Source organism: Olivibacter sitiensis DSM 17696, assembly GCF_000427965.1.
Taxonomy (GTDB): domain Bacteria; phylum Bacteroidota; class Bacteroidia; order Sphingobacteriales; family Sphingobacteriaceae; genus Olivibacter; species Olivibacter sitiensis.
Genome location: NZ_ATZA01000013.1, coordinates 76,910 through 97,399 on the forward strand (window position 1 = coordinate 76,910; position 20,490 = coordinate 97,399).

General features: G+C 45.7%; 15 protein-coding genes and 1 tRNA gene. 11 read left to right on the plus strand and 5 right to left on the minus strand.

Going from position 1 to position 20,490, the window contains the following annotated elements:
- The first annotated feature begins 527 nt into the window (after positions 1-527).
- From A37S_RS24135 to A37S_RS0109050, 3 genes are all read left to right on the plus strand, one after another.
- Entirely contained in the window at positions 528-2,474 is a 1,947-nt protein-coding gene (locus A37S_RS24135) for an ABC transporter permease (protein ID WP_342663594.1), read from the plus strand.
- Positions 2,465-2,674, plus strand: coding sequence for a hypothetical protein (locus A37S_RS26205; protein ID WP_211229750.1), 210 nt, complete (start codon positions 2,465-2,467; stop codon positions 2,672-2,674). Before A37S_RS24135 ends, A37S_RS26205 begins: the two co-directional genes overlap by 10 nt.
- 299 nt (positions 2,675-2,973) lie before the next feature.
- Complete coding sequence (locus A37S_RS0109050; protein WP_028296711.1) at positions 2,974-3,216, plus strand: hypothetical protein; 243 nt, start codon at positions 2,974-2,976, stop codon at positions 3,214-3,216.
- A 154-nt stretch (positions 3,217-3,370) separates the two neighbouring features.
- Here A37S_RS0109050 and lepB read toward each other — a convergent pair whose 3' ends face one another.
- On the minus strand, positions 3,371-4,507 hold the full coding sequence (lepB, locus tag A37S_RS24140) for a signal peptidase I (RefSeq protein WP_084163831.1): 1,137 nt from the start codon (positions 4,505-4,507) through the stop codon (positions 3,371-3,373).
- A 143-nt stretch (positions 4,508-4,650) separates the two neighbouring features.
- Between lepB and A37S_RS0109060 the strand changes: the two genes are divergently transcribed.
- The 8 genes from A37S_RS0109060 (at position 4,651) to A37S_RS0109095 (ending at position 15,222) form a co-directional block, all read left to right on the plus strand.
- Positions 4,651-5,826: a glycoside hydrolase family 76 protein gene (locus A37S_RS0109060; RefSeq protein WP_036601958.1), complete on the plus strand. Its 1,176-nt coding sequence runs from the start codon at positions 4,651-4,653 to the stop codon at positions 5,824-5,826.
- Positions 5,827-5,842: 16 nt separating this feature from the next.
- A complete protein-coding gene (locus A37S_RS0109065) occupies positions 5,843-7,792 on the plus strand; it encodes a glycoside hydrolase family 97 protein (protein ID WP_028296713.1) in 1,950 nt (649 codons plus the stop codon).
- A gap of 127 nt (positions 7,793-7,919) precedes the next feature.
- Positions 7,920-9,329: a sugar MFS transporter gene (locus A37S_RS0109070; protein ID WP_028296714.1), complete on the plus strand. Its 1,410-nt coding sequence runs from the start codon at positions 7,920-7,922 to the stop codon at positions 9,327-9,329.
- 71 nt (positions 9,330-9,400) lie between these two features.
- A complete protein-coding gene (locus A37S_RS0109075) occupies positions 9,401-9,898 on the plus strand; it encodes a nucleoside deaminase (RefSeq protein ID WP_051292919.1) in 498 nt (165 codons plus the stop codon).
- A 105-nt stretch (positions 9,899-10,003) separates the two neighbouring features.
- The gene (locus tag A37S_RS0109080) at positions 10,004-11,290 is read left to right on the plus strand and encodes a M20/M25/M40 family metallo-hydrolase (RefSeq protein WP_036601961.1); all 1,287 of its coding nucleotides are present in this window, start codon (positions 10,004-10,006) and stop codon (positions 11,288-11,290) included.
- Positions 11,291-11,361: 71 nt separating this feature from the next.
- On the plus strand, positions 11,362-13,014 hold the full coding sequence (gene glgP, locus A37S_RS0109085) for an alpha-glucan family phosphorylase (protein WP_028296717.1): 1,653 nt from the start codon (positions 11,362-11,364) through the stop codon (positions 13,012-13,014).
- A gap of 18 nt (positions 13,015-13,032) precedes the next feature.
- Positions 13,033-13,584 carry a hypothetical protein gene (locus A37S_RS0109090; protein WP_028296718.1) on the plus strand — a complete coding sequence of 184 codons (552 nt, stop codon included), beginning with the start codon at positions 13,033-13,035 and terminating at the stop codon, positions 13,582-13,584.
- A gap of 126 nt (positions 13,585-13,710) precedes the next feature.
- On the plus strand, positions 13,711-15,222 hold the full coding sequence (locus A37S_RS0109095) for an SUMF1/EgtB/PvdO family nonheme iron enzyme (protein ID WP_028296719.1): 1,512 nt from the start codon (positions 13,711-13,713) through the stop codon (positions 15,220-15,222).
- A 60-nt stretch (positions 15,223-15,282) separates the two neighbouring features.
- Here the strand turns inward: A37S_RS0109095 and glmS are convergent, their stop codons facing one another.
- From glmS to A37S_RS0109120, 4 genes are all read right to left on the minus strand, one after another.
- Entirely contained in the window at positions 15,283-17,124 is a 1,842-nt protein-coding gene (glmS, locus tag A37S_RS0109100) for a glutamine--fructose-6-phosphate transaminase (isomerizing) (RefSeq protein WP_028296720.1), read from the minus strand.
- A gap of 296 nt (positions 17,125-17,420) precedes the next feature.
- A tRNA-Pro gene (locus tag A37S_RS0109110) sits at positions 17,421-17,497 on the minus strand.
- A gap of 197 nt (positions 17,498-17,694) precedes the next feature.
- Positions 17,695-18,948 carry a YdcF family protein gene (locus A37S_RS0109115; RefSeq protein ID WP_036601967.1) on the minus strand — a complete coding sequence of 418 codons (1,254 nt, stop codon included), beginning with the start codon at positions 18,946-18,948 and terminating at the stop codon, positions 17,695-17,697.
- 9 nt (positions 18,949-18,957) lie between these two features.
- The gene (locus tag A37S_RS0109120) at positions 18,958-20,478 is read right to left on the minus strand and encodes a RagB/SusD family nutrient uptake outer membrane protein (RefSeq protein ID WP_028296723.1); all 1,521 of its coding nucleotides are present in this window, start codon (positions 20,476-20,478) and stop codon (positions 18,958-18,960) included.
- Between the last annotated feature and the right edge of the window lie 12 nt (positions 20,479-20,490).

A 20,490-nucleotide genomic window follows, 5' to 3' on the forward strand; every position in this document is an offset into this window, starting at 1 on the left:
CTCTAACTTGGTAATAGCATCTAAACCATCAAATAGGCTGGAATAACTCTTTACGATATGTTTGGAAACAGCGGACATATATGCATGTTTAACTAAATCAAAGATAATGAAAAGTATTCATTACACGAAATGCTTGCAATGGTCCGTTTTTAGTATTTCGGAAGTTGTAGAAATACTGTTCATTTTCGGTCATCTAACCGTTCATTTTCGAACACTTTTTTATTGCACCATATGCTCAAAGCCATTTCAGTCAGTTATTTCGCAAGTGGCAATATAGTTGTTCCACTTCTTTTGCGATTTGTTTGGAAATTTACGAACGTACTTATGTTAAGAAATTATTTGAAAACCGCTTGGCGTAATATGTGGAAAAGTCGGTTCTTTTCTATCGTCAATATAGCAGGCTTAGCAATAGGTACGCTTATTTTAATGTGGGTACAAGATGAATGGCGGTTTGATAATTTTTACAAAAAATCGGCGGATATATATATTCATTACAGCTTTTTGGAGGAACCGGATCTAGCAAACAGATTTGGACGGTTGATGTAGCGCCTATTGGTCCTTTGGCGAAAGAGGAGCTTCCAGAAGTGGTAGATCAGGTGCGCATCACTTCGGCAAATGATTTCACCCTTTTTCGGTACGAAGACAAGGTTTTTGGCGATGAAAATGCCGTGTATGTAGCCCCCTCTTTCTTTTCCGTATTTGATTTAGCTGTATTAGAGGGAAAAGCAGCACATCCCTTTTCAGTTGCTAATGCGGTGGTACTTACGAAGAAAACGGCACAGAAGTATTTCGGTGAGACCAGCGCAGTGGGAAAGGTGTTAATGGCGAACGATAGTGTTCCACTTACCGTGACGGCTGTTGTAGCTGATTTTCCACATAACTCCAGTTTTAACTTTTCTATCATGGCATCCATGAACGATTTTACTACTCGTGAGCTTTCCGCCCATGGGCATGACATCATGAATGATTTTACCAATTTCAATTATCAAACCTTTTTGCTGCTCAAGCCCGGGACTTCGCTGCCAGCGCTAAGTAAAAAACTTGATGCTATTCACCTGGCACATAAGGCGGAGGATACCGATGTAGAATATTTAATACAACCGCTTTCGAAAAGTCATCTTTACAATGCCGATGGAACAGATCGCGGGATGAAAACGGTCAAGATGTTTTTTGCGATCGCTATCCTTATTTTTGTCATCGCTTGTATCAATTACGTAAATCTTTCTACTGCGCGTGCGATGTTGAGGGCCAAAGAAGTGAGCATGCGTAAAATCATAGGTGCGGCCAGAATCCAGCTATTTTTCCAATTCTTCGTAGAAACAATCATACTTTTTGTAATTGCTACGCTGATAGCCGTATTTCTGATGGTGCTTTTAACGCCTGTATTCAACCAGCTGTCGGGAAAGCAAATGATTTTAAACGTAGCAGACAAAAGTTTTTTAATGGTTTTTTTTACGGCTATTAGCGGAACGCTATTGGCTGCGAGCGTCTATCCCGCACTATTGTTATCGGGCTTTGAGCCTTTGAAAGCTTTAAAAGGTAAAATCTCCAATTCAATTGGAGACGTTTTGTTTCGTAAGATATTGGTTGTTGTACAGTTTGTTTTTTCCGTTGTGTTGATTGCCAGTACGATATTTGTTGCCAGACAACTCCGCTACATGCAAAACAAAGATTTAGGATATGATAAGGAACAGGTATTTGGTATGGGTATGCGGGATATGAAAGTGCATTATGAAGCGGTTAAAGCGGAGTTGTTGAAACAACCTGGAATAGAAAATGTAACGCGGTCAATGGGCAATATCATGTGGCTAGGAAATATCACAGGCAGTAATGATTGGGACGGAAAAGAACCAAATGCTACTTTTATTACCTATCCGGTTGCAGTAGATCAGAACTTTCTCTCCTTTTACAAAATGAAATTGATACAAGGAGAAGACTTCACGGGTATGCCTAATGATAGCACTCATTTTATACTGAATGAGGCGGCAGTCCGTGAGTCTGGTATGCAAGATCCGATCGGGAAACGCTATAAACTATGGGATATAGAAGGGACGATAATAGGTGTAGTAAAGGATTTTCATTTTGCTTCGATGAAAGAAAAAATTCATCCAGCTGTCTTTTATTATGCGCCAAACAAAGCGAATGTGATGCATATTCGCACCACTTCTCAGCAGGCCAGTCAGGCCATATCCGCAGTTGAAAACCAGTTCAAAAAATATAATGGAGAATACCCCTTTAATTATGCTTTCCAAGATGATATCTATAAATGCCTGTACGAAAGCGAACTACATGAAGTTGCATTGTTCAATTATTTTTCGGGTATTGCTATTTTTATTTCCTGCTTAGGGCTTTTAGGCTTAACGGTATTTACGGCGCAGTCCCGTACAAAAGAAATCGGCATCAGAAAGGTGCTGGGATCCAGCACGTGGGGGATTGTGAGACTGATGGCTTTGATTTCTTGCGTTTGGTATTGATTGCCATTGCGATCGCTATCCCCATCGCTTGGTTGGGTATGAACGAATGGTTGCGGTCCTTCGCTTATTGCACCGATCTCAATCTCTGGGTTTTTGTTTTAGCAGGCTTGATCTCTATCATGATCGCGTTTTTAACGATCAGCCATCAGGCAATTAAATCTGCTTTGGCTAATCCGGTTAAAAGTTTAAAAGATCAGTAGGAATAGCATGTCAATACTTGCCGTAAAAACCTAACCAAAAATGAATATAACCTTAAAGAATACACCAAATGATTTTTAAGAAACCGTTTCTTTGTTCAGTACCGTAAAAATGCAGTATTAACCTGCTTTTATGTTTTATTTGGCCTGTAGTTGAACCTCTTAATTTTTCCTTTGTCATCTGCAGAGGTTAACCGCATTGAATTTACGATTTGCTGTTTCGGTTATGACTTTCGCTAGGTTGCCTGGGTGTTGGTAAACAAATGCGATGATACAACTGTTGCCCTGTAAAGGACGCAGTTATGAAGAGGTATTTGGTATTGGAAAGAACAGATAGGGAAGAATTTGAATTGGATGTAAATGCCGCTTGCCTGGAAGGTGCAGGCAGTGTAGTGGCGTCTAATGTGTATGTGTTTGACCGACAACCTGTGTATTATGCGCTGATTGAAAAATCAGATGTTCATGCTGAACAGGAGATTTTAACGGTTGCTGAAGAGTCAAATTACAGGGACACAAATCCGGAATCTTCAAGTATGTTAAATTGATGGGGATGAATAAGCGACCAGATACTTGCCGTGTATCCACCCCGATACGAAAACCAGTACCTTAACCGCGTTTTCTATTGAGAGGGAAATTGCGCATCTTTTACGATTTTACCTGAAATTTTGGATTGTAAAATCCAGCCCCAATCAATAAATATTACTTAATAGGCATAAAAAAACGTTCCCATCGTATCTTTTCAAACAAGGAGCCAGCTTCGTCCAGGCTTAGCCAAACAAAGAGTGGTTTGCCAACTATATGGTCCTCGGGTACGAATCCCCAATAGCGGGAGTCGAGCGAGTTGTGCCTGTTGTCGCCCATCATCCAGTAGTAGTCCATGGCGAAGGTATAATGTGTTGCCTTCCTGTCATCAATATAATAACCGTCTGCTCGCTTTTCGAGGCGATGTCCTTCATATTCGCTAATGGCTTTTTTGTATAAGGTCACCGTCTTTGCGTCGAGCGGAGTGGTCCAGCCTTTTTTCGGGACGATAAAGGAGCCGTACTCATCTTGGTTCCAATGTAGGCTGCTGTCTGGAAAAATGTTCCATTCACCATTGCCTTTGGGCTTTCTTATCATTTCTACTCTTGTGACCCCAGACCAATTGCTAATGGTGCCGGCCAGGGTAGGGGTGAGGAACATCTCGAGGTATTCGGGACTGCTGTAGGCAACGTCGATGCGCAGATCGTGCAGGCGTTGGGGATTGAGGCTATTACCGTCCGTATATACGCTGTATAGGTATTGGCCAGTGGCTGGAATAGGACTGGCCTGACCATTGACAAAAACGGTTGCTTTAGTAATGACCAGCGTGTCGCCGGGGATGCCCACGGCGCGCTTGATGTAATTCTCCTTTCGGTCTACGGGATGGTAGTTAGGCGCACCGCCATCAGACGGTAGGTTAAATACCACGGGCTCGTTCCTCCGGATAGGCTGCAATCCGGGAAGCCGCTTATAGGGAAGTTTCAACCCATCCCAATAGCTCTTACTCCCCACAAGGGGCATGGTATTGTGCGCAAAAGGGAAAGCAATGGGGGTGATGGGCAACCTTGCGCCGTAATGCATCTTGCTGACAAAAAGGTAGTCCCCCACAAGAAGGCTTTTTTCCATCGAACCAGTGGGGATGGCATAGGCCTCAATAAAGAAGGTGCGCACAAAGGTGGCTGCGATTACGGCGAAGACCATTGCATCTGCCCATTCGCGGGTTTTGCTTTTCTTTTTTCCGTTTCTGTTAAACAGTTTGCCCAATCCGTACAAAATCAATACGGCTATCAACGCGATGAAAATATAAACTACCATGACCCAATGTTTTCTTCTTAGACCATACCATGTTCCAATTGTTACAGGAGCCTCTTTCTGCGTCAATTGTTAATAAATTGATAATCCCATTGTTTGGGCGAGATATTTTTATAGTTTTGCTAAAATGATTTAGTGACCAGATTATGATAAAGTATTCGTTTGGCTGGCTAGCAGTTTTTTCTCTGATTTTTTGCTTTAACCCTATTTTTGGACAATCATTTTCCCAAAAAGCAGTGGTGGCGCTAGATTCCTTGTATGCGCATTTTGACGTGCCAGGCACCAAGTTGCTTCGCGAAACCCATCCTTTTGATGCCGATTACAAAGCAACCTACTTGGCCGATGGGAATGCCGACCGTCCTAATCCCTATGCTTATCTATGGCCTTATTCCAGTACCTTTTCTGCCGTCAATGCGCTGTATTTCTATCAAGAGCAAGCTGCTTATAAAGCTTTGTTGGACACTGCGGTATTGGTAGGCTTGGAAAGCTATTTGGATGACAAACGTAGCCCCAGTGGCTATGCCTCTTACATCAACTCTGCGCCGGCGTCAGATCGTTTCTATGACGATAATATCTGGCTAGGCATCGATTTTACGGACCTCTATATGCAAACCAAAGAGGAACAATACCTACGCAAGGCCGAGCTCATATGGAAATTTATTATGAGCGGCCATGACGCTAAATTGGGTGGGGGCATCTATTGGTGCGAGCAGAAGAAACATTCCAAGAACACTTGTTCCAATGCACCTGCAGCGGTGCTTGCCCTCAAATTGTTTAAGGCAACCAATGATAATAGCTACCTGGCCCTGGGTAAAGACATCTACCACTGGACCCAGGACAACTTGCAGGATACGACAGACTATCTTTATTTCGACAATATAAACCTCAATGGCCGAGTGGACAAGGCTAAGTACCCCTATAATAGCGGGCAGATGTTAGAAGCCGCTGTTTTGCTCTATGAGCTGACCGGTGAAAGGGAATACCTACAACAGGCCCAGCAAATAGCGCGAGCTAGTTATGCTTACTTTTTTGAAACGTTTACCGATGAAAATGGAAAGCAGTTTGCGCTGCTGAAAAATTCGGATGTTTGGTTCATTGCCGTGATGATGAGGGGATTTGTCGCCCTATACCATGCGGATAGCGACAGTACCTATGTCGATGCCTTTGCGGCCAATTTGGATCATGCATGGCAGCATATGCGTGATGAGAATGGGCTTTTCGGCAAAGATTGGAGCGGCAAAAACAAGCAAGGGAAAAAAATGCTGATTACGCAAGCGGCCATGGTGGAGATGTATGCCAGGCTAGCCGCCATTGCAGATTGACTTAATACTTTCATTTATGGGAAAACTAAATATCATAGGTATAGGGCTATTCCTATCCACAATCTGGGGAGCTCATGCACAGCAGGTAGAATTATCCTCTCCGGATAATAACATTAAGCTGTCCGTATCCTTGTCCGATGGCATTTACTACACAGTGAGCTCGGACAATGCGGTATTGATGGAAAACAATGCCGTTGCCCTCCACTTGAAGGATGCCCAACTGGGCAAGTCTCCGAAGTTGCTCAAGAAAAAGGTCGATAAAGTTTCGGAAAACATCCATCCCGTTGTACCGCTGAAGTTCTCAACGGTGAAAAATGAGTATAATCGCCTATTATTGAGTTTTAAGGGTAATTATGCGGTGGAGTTCAGGGTGTTTGACGATGGGTTGGCTTATCGCTTTATAACCAATCTAAAAGATAGCATTGAAGTCTATTCGGAAGACATGGACATCAATTTCCCTCAAGAATACCTATTGCACCTGCAGCAGCCAAACGGCTTCAAGACTGCCTATGAGGAACCATATAGCCATCTGCTAAGCGGTGAGTGGAAGGATAATGACAAATTTTCCACCTTGCCCGTGCTTATCGATACCAAAAACAAGCACAAGATATTGGTGAGCGAGGCAGACTTGACTGACTATCCATGTATGTTTGTGCAAGGAACTGGGGGCAATGGTACATGTGCCCTATTTCCAAAAGCGCCATTGTCATTTGGACCGGACTGCGATCGCAGCTTGAAGATTCTGGAGGAAGCAGATTACATCGCCAAAACAGCGGGAAGCAGGGCTTTCCCTTGGCGTTATTTTGTCATTGCCAAAAATGATGCGGTGCTTATTGAAAATACCATGACATTGAAACTGGCCGCTCCGAGCCAAATTAAGGATCCTTCTTGGATTAAGCCTGGACAGGTAAGCTGGGAGTGGTGGAACGATGCGGCACCATATGGCCCCGATGTTGATTTCGTTTCGGGATACAACCTGGATACTTACAAATACTATATCGATTTTGCAGCGAAGTTTGGCATTCCCTATATCCTAATGGATGAGGGCTGGGCAAAAAGTACCTTAGATCCCTTTACCCCAAATCCAAAAGTGGATGTACATGAACTGATTAGGTACGGGAAGGAAAAAAATGTCGGTATTGTCCTTTGGCTGACATGGCTTGCTGTCGAAAATCATTTTGAGCTGTTCAAAACCTTCAAGGATTGGGGCATAAAAGGGGTCAAGATCGATTTTATGGATCGCAGTGATCAATGGATGGTCAACTATTACGAGCGTGTTGCCAGGGAGGCCGCGGCCCACGAGTTGTTCGTGGATTTCCATGGCTCCTTCAAGCCAGCCGGCTTAGAATATAAATACCCCAATGTGCTCTCCTATGAGGGTGTGCGGGGCATGGAACAAATGGGCGGGTGCTACCCGGACAATAGCATTTTTTTCCCTTTCATGAGGAACGCCGTGGGACCGATGGATTACACGCCGGGAGCAATGATCAGTATGCAACCAGAAGCCTATGCCGCAAAAAGGCCTAATGCGGCCAGTATCGGTACCAGGGCTTATCAGTTGGCCTTGTTCGTCATTTTCGAGAGCGGTATCCAGATGTTGGCCGATAATCCTACGCTCTATTATCGAAATGAAGACTGCACGCAGTTCATCACGCAGGTGCCCACCACATGGGACGAAACCAAAGCTTTGGTAGCTGAGGCGGGCGAAGTTGTTGTGGTGGCCAAGCGGAAAGGAAATAGATGGTTTATCGGCGGAATGACCAATGTAAAAGAACGAACTATCGAGCTATCGTTCGACTTTCTGGATCAAGGCAAGACCTATTCCGTGACCTCTTTTGAAGATGGCATTAATGCGGACAGACAGGCTATGGACTATAGGAGAAACCATAGTCAAGTGAAGCATGGCGACAAATTTCAAGTGAAAATGGTGCGAAATGGGGGGTGGGCCGCTGTGCTTGATCAATAATTTATATTTAGAATAACCGCAGACCAATGGAAGTAATAATTATAATATGCCGATTATTACACTAAATTTGCGAAGGCTTTTCGAGGCCGTGTTTATCATGATTTTTAATGCTAACTGACGAACCAAAATGACATCTACTACACAAAAAGGGAATAATTATATAGTCCCATTGGCGACCCTCACCATGTTGTTTTTCATGTGGGGCTTCATCACTTGTATGAACGATATCCTCATTCCGTACCTAAAGCAGCTATTTAGCCTGACATTTTTTGAATCCATGTTGGTGCAGTTCTGCTTTTTTGGTGCCTATTTTATCGGTTCATTGACCTATTTCCTTATCTCTTACCATTATGGAGACCCCATTAATAAAGTAGGTTACAAGAAAGCTATGCTGGCCGGTATCGTATTGTCGGCATTGGGATGCGTGCTGTTTTGGCCGGCGGCGAGTACTTCTGTTTACGGCTTGTTCTTGGCCGCATTGTTTGTGCTAGGGCTTGGGTTTACCATTTTGCAGATTACGGCCAATGCCTATGTTTCCCTGCTAGGGCCAGAGGATGGGGCCTCCAGCAGGCTCAATATGACCCAGGCATTCAATTCATTGGGGACTACCATCGCCCCGGTGCTGGGAGGCCATCTTATATTTGAGTTTTTTGCAGACAATGGGGTGATCAGTCCGCAGGCTACGCGGATTCCTTACTTGATATTTGCCGTTATATTGCTATTGGTCGCCTTGATCATATATGCCGTAAAACTGCCTTCTTTTGAAGCCACGGAAGAAGAAGAGAAAGGACTTGGTGCCTTGAAGTTTCTTCATCTGCGCTTGGGTGTATTGGGCATCTTTTGCTATGTAGGTGCCGAAGTGGCTATTGGTAGCTTTATCATCAGCTTTTTGGAGCATGAAGATATCATGGGACTGCCGGAATCAATCAGTAAAAACTACTTGTCGCTGTATTGGGGCGGAGCGATGATAGGCCGTTTCTTGGGAGCTATTTACCTCAACCATACCCTGGCGGCCGCTAAGAAGTGGATATACATGCTAGCAGTGTCGGTACTGGTATTTTTGCTTATCTTTAGCTTGGTAGATCTCAGTTTCAATCAGGTCAGCTTCTTCATTGCGTTCATTGTGCTCAATCTATTGGGCTTCCTCATCGGAAAGGGCGCACCTGCCCGTACATTGGCCATCTTTGCAGGAATTAACGTCGTGCTGCTATTGCTGAGCATCTTCAATTCTGGCGCTTTTGCGATGTACACCATATTGGGTATCGGTATTTTCAATTCCATTATGTTTTCCAATATCTATACCCTTTCTATTGCGGGTCTCGGCAAATATACCAGTCAAGGATCTTCCCTACTGGTCATGTCCATACTTGGAGGGGCTATCGTTCCTGTCATTCAAGGTGCTTTGGCAGATCAGATAGGCGTTCAATATTCGATGATTCTGCCAGTAGTATGTTATTTGTATATACTTGTTTTCGGTCTTTATTGCGCCAAGCGCTTTACCAATATAGAGCATGTACAGGTAAGGGGAGGACATTAAATTGGTTTGGGACGTAAAATTTTACGCCCGTACTATGGTGTAGTGTTTTCCAGCTTTAGTCTCTTGATAATATGAAAGATGCTCACAACACAGAACTCACAACGCGCAACTCCTTCATGCGTGAGGCCATAGCCTTGTCGCATGAAGGGATGAATAAAGGAGCGGGTGGGCCTTTTGGGGCAGTAGTGGTGAGAAATGGCGAGATAATCGCCAGAGGTTATAACCGGGTGTTGGAAACCAATGACCCTACTTGCCATGCGGAGGTGGATGCCATTAGGAAAGCTTCGGCCTTTTTGGGACACTTTCACTTGGAGGATTGCGAGCTATATACCAGCTGTGAGCCATGCCCCATGTGCTTGGGAGCCGTCTATTGGTCGCGCATCAAAACCGTGTACTATGGCAATACAAAAGCGGATGCCGCGGCCATAGGTTTTGACGATCAATTTATCTATGAGGAATTGGACAGGCCGATAAGGGATCGTAGTTTGAGCATGGAACGATTGCTCGGTGATGAGGCAGCGGCTGTCTTTAATGATTGGGCGAAACAGGCCAACAAGAAATTATACTAGAGAAATGCCGTTCAAGTTTGCATTTTAGCCAATTATTTGCTTGCTTTACTGACCAAGCAAACCAAAAATACCTTATAAGACATTGGGGGCATTAATGCTCTTGTTATGATCAAAAAATATACGCTTATACTGCTGGTATCTGCCTGCTCGTACAGCTTTGCGCAGGATCTTTCGGTCAGTGAAAAAAAAATAATCCGTCGGGTGGAGGCTAACCACGAAGCATCCATTCGCTTCTTGGAGGAGACCGTCAACATCAACAGCGGTTCGCAAAATCCCGAAGGTGTAAGGCGCGTGGGTCAGTTATACAGTAAATTTTTGGAAGATTTGGGCTTTGCCACGTCTTGGATCGATATGCCGACAGAGATGAATCGCGGTGGCCATTTGATAGCAGAGCTTAAAGGCAACAAAGGGAAAAGGCTCCTGCTGATAGGCCACATGGATACCGTTTTTGAAGAAGATAGCCCCTTTCAAAAATGGGAAAGGAAAGATTCCATTGCCATTGGACCTGGAACCAGCGACATGAAAGGGGGCAATATGGTGCTGCTCTATGCCCTCAAGGTGCTGCACGAGGCTGGTGAACTAAAAGATCGCCAGATCGTGGTAATACTACATGGCGATGAGGAGAGCCCCGGCCGGCCTATAGCTATAAGCAGAAAGGATATCGTAGCATTGGCCAAGCGTAGCGATGCGGCGCTGGCCTTTGAGAACGGCACCGGCTTTGAATACGCTACCGTGGCACGTAGGGGCAGTAGCAGCTGGACATTGGAAGTGCAGGCAAAGCAGGCCCATTCGTCAGGGATTTTTTCGGAAAACTCCGGTGCTGGAGCTATCTATGAAGCCTCACGCATATTGAACCGCTTCTATGAGGAATTGCAGGAAGAAAACCTCACGTTCAACCCCGGGCTCATCGCCGGGGGGACACAGGTGCTCATGGACTCTTCGGGCATTAAAGCCGAGGTATCGGGCAAGACCAACCTGATAGCCAATAGGGCGGTAGTGCAAGGTGATCTCCGATCGCTCACCACAGCGCAATTAGAAAGAGCGAGAACTAAGATGAAAGCCATTGTGGCGGATCATTTGCCACATGCCCACGCGGAGATTTCCTTTAGGGACGGATATGCCCCCATGCCACCTACCGAAGGTAACCTCGCGCTGCTCGCTGTACTGAACAAGGTGAGCCTTGACATGAAGCTCGGGGAGGTAAAAGCCTTCGATCCGGGAAAAAGGGGAGCCGGAGACGTTTCCTTTATAGCGACTTATGTAGATGTATTGGATGGTCTGGGGGTTCAGGGCGGCGGTGCCCATGCACCAGGAGAGTTTGTAGATCTTCACTCCGTAGAAGCGATAGTGAAACGTACGGCTATTTTATTTCATAGATTGACAAATAACTAATTATTGCTTGAATACCTATTTGTTTATGTCCTCAGAATTGACTTAATTCGTTACCAAACAAACAAGCATTGATGGAATCAACGGAATATACCCACCCTTACCCTTGCAATGAGGAATACAGCAAGCGCGTAGCCTATTTTTCAATGGAATTTGCCATAGATCAGGCGCTGAAAATCTATAGCGGTGGCCTTGGCTTTCTGGCCGGTTCGCACCTTAGAAGTGCCTACTCGCTCAGGCAGCATATGGTAGGTATCGGTATCCTTTGGAAATACGGTTATTACGATCAGGGCAGGAACGAAGATCAAACACTGCGGGTCGATTGGCAAGAGAAGATATACAGTTTCCTGGAAGATACGGGCATCAAGTTTACCGTCAAGGTTCATGGCGCCGATGTTTGGGTGAAAGTATATTACCTCCATCCGAATACTTTTCAAAGTGCACCATTGTATCTGCTTACCACTGATACAGAGGAGAACGATTATGTTTCCAAGACCATTTCCCATCGCCTGTATGACCCCAACGAGGCGACGAAACTGGCACAATATATTTTATTGGGCATTGGTGGTGCCAAACTACTCGATATCTTGCATTACAACTGCGAGGTATATCACCTCAATGAGGCACATGCCTTACCCGCCGCATTCTATTTGTTGCGCAAGTTTGGAAGTCCGGAGGCACTGCGGGAACATCTAGTATTTACGACGCATACGCCGGAGGAAGCCGGCAATGAAAAGCACAATGTGCAACTGTGTGAGGTGATGAGCTATTTTTATGATTTCAGCGCCAATGAAATACAACAGATTACGCAGATGCATGATGATTCTTTCAACCTTTCCTTGGCAGCTCTTCGCCTAGCGAAGAAAGCAAATGGGGTATCGCAATTGCATGCAAAGGTGGCGCGGCTCATGTGGGAAAAATATGGGAATACTTGCCCCATTGAAGGCATTACCAATGCGCAAAATTGGGCGTATTGGGCAGATAAGAAACTGTATGAACTGCGGGAGCATGGAGACGACGAAGGAATGCGACTGCGCAAGCAAAAAATAAAGCGCCACGCTTTCCTTACGGTGGCCGATCAGGCTGGGGAGATCTACAGGCCCGATGTGCTCACGGTGGTATGGGCACGACGCTTTGCGGCCTATAAGCGTGCAGACCTTTTGCTAAGGCATAGGGAACGTTTTGAGCAATTGGTGAAAAACACGAAATACCCTATTCAGATTATCTGGGCCGGAAAACCGTATCCCACGGATATGGGAGCCGTCAATTTATTCAATTACCTAGTACATATGTCCAAAGTGTACCCAAACATCAGCGTGCTCACAGGCTATGAACTGGCTTTGAGCCGCCAATTGAAGCAATGCGCCGACATTTGGCTCAACAATCCGCGCGTACCTAGAGAAGCATCGGGAACGAGCGGGATGACCGCTGCCATGAACGGCGCACTCAACCTATCTACCAATGACGGTTGGATACCGGAATTCATCAAACACGAGGTGAACGGCTTTGTCATACCCACGGCCGACTACGAGCACACGAGTATAGAGGAGCAGGATGAACATGACTTCAATCACCTCTACGACTTGCTGGAAAATACCATTCTGCCGATGTATTATGATGATCATGCCAAATGGCTGTCTATCGTAAAGCAAAGCATGGACGACGTACGTTACACCTTCGGAAGCGACCGCATGGCCCGGGAATATTATGAGAGGCTTTATAAATAACAAGATCGAAATCTATTCATGACGAAGAATCTGTTGTCTGTTTTCTCCTTAGCATTGCTCATAGGGCAATCGGCTTGTAATCAGGTGCCAAAAGGTGTTGACTCGAATGTGCCTGATAGGAGTAACCGTACCCTTGATCCGGTTAAAGTTGAGGCCTATGATGAGGATAGCCTGAATGTGGTTTACTATTGGGACAATGTCAGTCGGGTTGATAGAAAAAACGAGAAAGATAGCACTTTGATCCATGTCGACGGGTTGGTATTGTTGGAATTGCAAAAGGAAAAGTTGCCGATATATATACAAACTTCATTAATGCAGATAGAGGTCTTGGAATTGCCGCTTGCAGTTAAAATTGATGCCTTTAAGAAAGAGCCAGGACAGTCCTTGGACCTTTTGTCTGGCACGTTGCTCGTGTCCAAGGCTTATCAATCACCATTTCCCGACGTGGATACTTTAAGGGCCAATGAACTTTATATGATCAACAAGGACATCGATCTTTCGGAAAAGGAAAAACTGGATGATATGGAACTTCTCGACTGGTGGAAGAAATGGAAAGGAAGAGGAAAATAGCAATCCGTTTACAGAAGTTGTTCTTAGATAAAAATGATTAACTTTGCCCCTTAAACATTGCATAAGGGATTGATTTTTATACGGTCATTCTGTTTTAGGAAATGTTTTTTGTGGAAAATAGTGGTGATGCGTAATAGATATTTTCAATTTATTTTATTCTCGTCTTTTATTGTTTCGTTTGTTCTAGCTGGCTGTTCCAAAAAGGCGGGAACGCTGGGAGCGCGCTCTTCCAAAACCGGAATGAAGTACAACGATCCGGATAATGGCGGTTTTCAGGTGAACCGGAAGGTGAAGAGCGGTCCTGGACCTGGACTGGTGATGATAGAGGGAGGCACTTTTCTGATGGGCGGGAGTCTGGATGAAGATTTGGCTTATGAGAATGATGTAACCAAACGTAGGGTCACCGTAGCTTCATTTTATATGGACGAGACGGAAGTCGCAAACGTGGACTGGCTGGAATATCTTTATTGGCTGCAAACAAACTATCCTGGAGATAGGGAGCTTTATTATCGTGCGCTTCCAGATACGCTGGTTTGGCGTAATCCCCTCTCCTATAATGAACCCTATGTAGATAACTACCTGAGGCACCCTGCGTATCAGGACTATCCAGTGGTGGGGGTCACCTGGGAGCAAGCACAGGACTACTGTGCATGGCGGACGGATAGGGTGAACGAGGAAATATTGCGGTCCAAAGGTGTTCTGGCCGATTATAAAAGCCGCAGCGTTGGTGAAGGAAAGCAACCTTTCAATACAGATATTTACCTCAATGGACAATATATTGGAGAAGGCATAGACGGCGAGCGGATGCCCAAGGATATGAAAGTAGGGGCTGCGGAAGGGGCGACGCGTCCCGTCCGTTTGGAAGACGGCTTGCTCAAACAGCCCTATAGATTGCCCACGGAAGCGGAGTGGGAATACGCTGCTCTTGGTTTGATAGGAAATACGGTGAGAGGGAATGTCCAAAGTGGCAGGGTGTACCCGTGGAATGGCATGGGCGTACGTTCTGAAAGAAGAAGGACGCAGGGCATGGTGATGGCGAATTTTAAGTTGGGAAGAGGCAACAATATGGGTACGGCCGGATATCTAAATGACGGAGCAGACATCACTGCTCCTGTCAGGAAATACAAACCCAATGACTTCGGCCTTTATAATATGGCGGGAAATGTGAATGAATGGGTACAAGATGTCTACAGGAAACTTTCCTTCGAAGATTTTGATGATTTCAATCCCTTTAGGGGCAATGTTTACGAGAACAAACAGGTGAGTGATGCCGAGCGGGGGATTTATGCGCAGGACAAACACGGGAAACCTATTAAGGTGGCCGCGACTACCGAGCGGAAACAAACGTGGGAAGAGTTACAAGGGCAACGTACAGGAGATACGACACAATATACCAATGACCTTCGTGGCTATAACGATGATGAGCAGGAGGCTTTATATGGAATTACTTCTTTGGTGAACAATAAGTCGCGTGTATACAAAGGTGGTTCATGGAACGATAGGGCCTATTGGCTGAATCCTGCAACACGCAGGTATATGCAGCAAGACCAGTCCTCCGCCACCGTTGGTTTCCGATGTGCCATGACATTGACAGGAGACCCCCAAATCAATAAAAAAGGACAGCCGAAGCTAAAGTAAAGTAAGGTATAAGGTATTTGCCTTCCCTCCCTACACCTTCCCTCCTTATGCCTCCTCTACCTATTCCACCGTAACCGATTTTGCCAAATTGCGAGGTTGGTCTACATTGCAACCTCTCAGCAAGGCGGTATGATATGATAGAAGCTGCAACGGGATGCTGGCAAGGAGCGGTAGAAACGTATCGTCTGCATTCGGTATCTCCAACACGAAATCTGCCAACTTTCTTACCTCCTCATCGCCTTCCGTCACAATAGCTATCACTTTTCCCTTGCGTGCTTTCACCTCTTGTATGTTGCTGATCACCTTGTCATAAGAACTGTTTTTCGTGGCAATAACTACTACAGGCATATCCTCATCTATCAAGGCAATGGGGCCGTGCTTCATCTCGGCTGCGGGATAGCCCTCGGCGTGGATATAGCTGATTTCCTTCAGCTTCAATGCGCCCTCCAAGGCAATGGGAAATCCGGTACCCCGGCCCAAGAAAATACAGTTTCTGCTATTTTTGATTTCTTCGGCTATGAACCTGGTGCCCGCATCCAGTTGGAGACAACGTTCTACCAATTCCGGAATATGGTCCAGTTCGGTCAGCAGCTCGATCAACTTGCCTTGTTTTAATGTCCCTTTAAGTTGAGACAGGTACAGGGCAAACAAGGTGAGCACGGTCACTTGAGCGGTAAATGCCTTGGTAGAAGCCACGCCTATTTCTGGCCCGGCATGAGTATAAATGCCCGCATCTGACAGTCTCGGTATAGAAGATCCCACCACGTTGCAGATGCCCAAAACGGTGGCTCCCCTTTCTTTGGCCAGGGTCATTGCCGCCAATGTGTCGGCGGTCTCGCCTGACTGGGAGATTGCTATTACAATGTCTTTTTCGCCTATAATCGGGTTTCGGTATCTAAATTCGGAAGCGTACTCCACCTCAACAGAGGTCCTGGCAAAGTCTTCGATGAGGTATTCGCCTACCAATGCCGCGTGCCACGACGTGCCGCAGGCTACGAAGACAAGGCGCTCGGCTTGCTTCAGCTTTTCGCTGTATTCTTTTAGACCTCCTAGGGTAACAAGTCCTTGCTCGGGATATATTCTGCCACGCATGCAGTCCTTGATAGATCTCGGCTGTTCGTGAATCTCCTTGGACATAAAATAGTCGTACCCTCCTTTTTCAATGGCTTCCAGCTTCAGCTCCAGCTCCTGTATTTTTGGAGTCCGTACGTTATTGTCTATGCTCTTGATATTTAGTTGTCCTTGAGTTATATGGGCAACTTCCAGATCGTTCAGGTAAATGACGTTTTTGGTGTACTCTATCAAGGGAGAAGCATCCGACCCGATGAAAAACTCGTTTTCGCCAACACCGATAACCAAGGGACTTCCTTTGCGGGCGGCCACCATTTCGGTCGGGTTCGCCTTATTGATAAGCACGATGGCATAGGCACCGATGATTTGACTAAGGGAAAGGCGCACGGCCTCGGCCAGCGAACATCCCTCGTTTTGTTGGATTTCCTCAATAAGGTGGATCAACACCTCACTGTCCGTTTCGCTCGCAAAGTGATGGCCTCGGGCCAATAGTTCACTTTTTAAGGCAGCGTAATTCTCGATAATGCCGTTGTGCACCATAGCAAGTCTGCCACTTTCGCTGGTGTGCGGATGCGCGTTACTGTCAGAAGGAATTCCATGGGTGGCCCATCGACTATGTCCTATGCCAATGTGGGCAGCTGTGTTCTGATTTGCCACATAGGCCTCCAATTGATTTACCTTGCCTGTTTTTTTATAGATATTGAGCGAGCCACTTGGAGCAATGAGGCCAATGCCTGCACTGTCATAGCCTCTGTATTCAAGTCTCTTAAGCCCTTTTATCAAAATGGGGAAGGCATCACGATTGCCTAAATAGCCTACAATTCCGCACATGGTCTTATATTTTTCTAAGGTTGGGTAAAGGTAGTAAAAACGAAAGGTCTTAGCAATAAGCGGCAGCAAAAGCTCTTGCTTTCGCAAGTTTTTTGCGTGTCGGGATGACAGGATTGGCTACACCCCGCAGCCCCGCATGCTTGGCCGCAGCCATCCTTGAGGGGAGGGTCTCAGCTAAATTGAAGCTAGGCACTAAGTGCCAATTTCTTTTTTGTTTTTGCGGCTTATCCAAACAAGTTTGGCACACGACAAAAACAAAAAATCCCTCCGTCATTGACGGAGAGCCTCAATTTAGCTGGTCGGGATGACAGGATTCGAACCTGCGACCTCGTCGTCCCGAACGACGCGCGCTACCGGGCTGCGCTACATCCCGAATAATGGTGAGTGGAAATCTGATATGCCTTATGCAAAAATAAATACATTTTACTCATGGTGTCAAACTTTTTCACGGCATTTTTGGGATGTTGCTTACTTGTCGAGGGAGCAAGGGTGTTTTCAAAAAACATTAACCCGTCGACTTCGAATACATTTCGTCTTGATCCAAGGTTATTGAGTCAAATTGTGTGGAGATCACGGATCCAAAGGTTCATCTGGATCGATGGTAAGTGCTTCCTTCTTCGGTTTAAACTCGATGATAACATCACTTATACGTTTCCCCAATTCGTAAGGAACGTAACCCAGCTCACGAATACAACGGTCGGCCATCTTTTCAACCGCATCTATATGTGGCACGCTGCTGTTTACAATCGCATACTTGTCTTTTGGGAAACCATAATTGAGCATGATCCTGGCTGTATTGCGCATATTGGTTGTCGTATGGCGTGCATGAGGATCTATCAGTATGGCATCATCGGGGACTCCCAAGACTTCCGTCAGGTACTTTTTCATCTCAACTGCCTCAATATACGGAGTTTTATATGGGTGTACCCGTCCGCCAGAAACCACGATAAAAGGCGCCAGACCATCGAAGTAGCTCCTTGCTGCCATGCGTGAGCGCAGCATGCCTCCCGGACTGATCGGTTGGCCGTAGACAGTGGGCCCCGCACCTAAAGTGAGCAGTAGGCTATAAGGATATGCGTCAAAGTCAGTCTGCTGGATTTTTTCGTACGCCTTCCGGTTCTCCATTGCTATCAGAGGCTCCAGCTGTGCCGCATCCCAACGCTCGTTCACTTCCAATAAGCGAACGGCAGTCAACAATGATGCATAAAAGGCATCTGTAGGTTTTTGAATATCTTTGGTGACGTCTTGTCTTACATCTTGGAGCAGCATGAGATAAGCACCATTTGTCACATCAAAAGATATCGAATCGATTTTAGGGTAGTTAGGTTTTTCCCCACCGCCATATACATCAATGACATAATTCATAGCCATCATGTCCTGACGGATCGCCTTGGCAAAGTATTCCCGTGGGGTTTCGTCTATCTTTGCGCCATAGGCCATCGAAGGGATAAGTTGCTGATGGATTAAGTCAGTCAGAAGCGTGTCTTGAATTGCTGCATCCGCCAAAAGCTCCGTAAGCGGGTCTATTTCCTCCTGCTTCCATTTAAAGGCATCTAGAAAGCAGGTAAGATCAGCGCACTTGATGCTGTTTTTATACCGAAGGTTTCGTTGTTGTAGGATTGCATCTATTTTCGCATTGGACAGTATTCGCTCCATGGGGGCGTCCTTCTGCGCTAAGAGAAAAGTCAGGTAGTAGTTTTTGGCAATAATCCAGTCCTGAGGACTTTTGTACGCTGAATAATCCTGGGCCCAAGACATATGCAAGGTGCATATGCCGAGGGTTGCCAGTGTTATTGTGATTTTAAAATACTTTATTAAGATCATCAGTTTCTGTTAATAGCCAGGATTTTGATACATTTTTTCCGGATTCAATTTGTATTCATCAAAGGGAATAGGATAATACCTGTCTTTTAACGAAATATTGGATATCTTGGCATTTCCATAATCTGCTTGGTCTTTTGCCATGAAGTAGTTTACTAGTCCTTGGGCATCGTAGTTGCGGATAAGATCAAACCACCGGTGGTTTTCAAATGCTAATTCCACGCGGCGCTCGTGTAAAATGGCCTCTTTCAACGTCGGGTATTTGGCCCGATAGGTGGCGTCATTCATGGAAGTGGCGTAGGAAGGCAAGTTAGCCCGTTCACGTATCTCGTCCAGTAGTTGTATAGCTTCCGCATTCTTGTTCAAATGAAGTTTGGCCTCGGCCAAAAGCAACATCACATCTGCGTATCGAATTAGAATCCAGTCATTGCCTCCCCAGCCTTGGGTGCCTGCAGCATCACTGTTATCTCGAAATTTGGTGATAAACCAGTCGTTTACTTGCGGGCTCGTTGCAAATTTAATGGAGAAATCCTTTCGCAAGTCATTGTTCTCATAATCTTTTACCAAGTCCATCTTCACATTTCCACCTACACCTGTTGATACAAATCTGGAATTGATGGTCTCTCCACGCGCCTGGTTATTGCGGGCTATGCTTGAACTGTAGTTTTGATCGCCCTGAAGGTATTGCACCTGAAAGATAAGTTCTTTGCAGGAATTCTTATGATCTACGTCAAAGACTTCTTCATAGGGTATTTCATTCAATTTGCCGAAGGTTCTCAAGTTATAAGCCGCTGTCAGATACTGCTCCGCTTTTTGGAGGTTTTCATTCGAAGAGGCGGACAGGGTTGTTGCCATTGTAAGGTACACCTGTCCCAAGAGGGCATTGACCGCAGCCTTTGAAGTTCTGCCGACGGCATATTCTGCTTGTGTGTTGGGTAGATCGCTAGCCAATGCGTCTGTCAGGTCCTGAACGATCTGCTGGTACACCACCTCTTCTTTTTGCCTAAAGGCCAGGGCATCGGCCTGATCCTTTGTCAATATCTCTTCTGTAGACAGAGGCACATCGCCAAACTTTCGTACCAAGTGGAAGTAGAGCAAAGCGCGAACGAATTTTACCTCTGCCATATAGCGCTGTTTCAATGCTTCCTCCGTGAACGCAACCTGGTCTATTCTGGCTAGGAGAGTATTACAACGTGCTATGCCATCATACATAGTGGCCCAATGAGTCCTTAAATACGAGTTACTTGGCAGCAAGGAAAAATCGTTGAATTGAAACGGTTCACCTGCATTTGACTGGTTGTCATCCCGACCCGCATTGTCAGAGCGTTCTTCGCTGTATAAAGCACTGGATTCGCCTACGGTACTGCCCGAGCGCAAGATCTGGTATACGCCATTTACAGCCAACAGCACGTCGTTTTCCGTTTTGAAGTAAGCTTCTACGGAAACGGCATTAGGATCTTGTTGATTTAAAAAGTCGTCGCTGCATGATGCCAATGCCAGCAGGGCAATAGGCAATAGATATCTTTTTTTCATTTTTTTCATGAT

What these genes read in the sequence shown, in the direction of transcription:
- A37S_RS0109050 (WP_028296711.1), top strand. Translation starts at nt 2,974, where the DNA reads ATGAAGAGGTATTTGGTATTGGAAAGAACAGATAGGGAAGAATTTGAA.
- lepB (WP_084163831.1), bottom strand. Translation starts at nt 4,507, where the DNA reads ATGGTAGTTTATATTTTCATCGCGTTGATAGCCGTATTGATTTTGTAC.
- A37S_RS0109060 (WP_036601958.1), top strand. Translation starts at nt 4,651, where the DNA reads ATGATAAAGTATTCGTTTGGCTGGCTAGCAGTTTTTTCTCTGATTTTT.
- A37S_RS0109065 (WP_028296713.1), top strand. Translation starts at nt 5,843, where the DNA reads ATGGGAAAACTAAATATCATAGGTATAGGGCTATTCCTATCCACAATC.
- A37S_RS0109070 (WP_028296714.1), top strand. Translation starts at nt 7,920, where the DNA reads ATGACATCTACTACACAAAAAGGGAATAATTATATAGTCCCATTGGCG.
- A37S_RS0109075 (WP_051292919.1), top strand. Translation starts at nt 9,401, where the DNA reads ATGAAAGATGCTCACAACACAGAACTCACAACGCGCAACTCCTTCATG.
- A37S_RS0109080 (WP_036601961.1), top strand. Translation starts at nt 10,004, where the DNA reads ATGATCAAAAAATATACGCTTATACTGCTGGTATCTGCCTGCTCGTAC.
- glgP (WP_028296717.1), top strand. Translation starts at nt 11,362, where the DNA reads ATGGAATCAACGGAATATACCCACCCTTACCCTTGCAATGAGGAATAC.
- A37S_RS0109090 (WP_028296718.1), top strand. Translation starts at nt 13,033, where the DNA reads ATGACGAAGAATCTGTTGTCTGTTTTCTCCTTAGCATTGCTCATAGGG.
- A37S_RS0109095 (WP_028296719.1), top strand. Translation starts at nt 13,711, where the DNA reads ATGCGTAATAGATATTTTCAATTTATTTTATTCTCGTCTTTTATTGTT.
- glmS (WP_028296720.1), bottom strand. Translation starts at nt 17,124, where the DNA reads ATGTGCGGAATTGTAGGCTATTTAGGCAATCGTGATGCCTTCCCCATT.
- A37S_RS0109115 (WP_036601967.1), bottom strand. Translation starts at nt 18,948, where the DNA reads ATGATCTTAATAAAGTATTTTAAAATCACAATAACACTGGCAACCCTC.
- A37S_RS0109120 (WP_028296723.1), bottom strand. Translation starts at nt 20,478, where the DNA reads ATGAAAAAAAGATATCTATTGCCTATTGCCCTGCTGGCATTGGCATCA.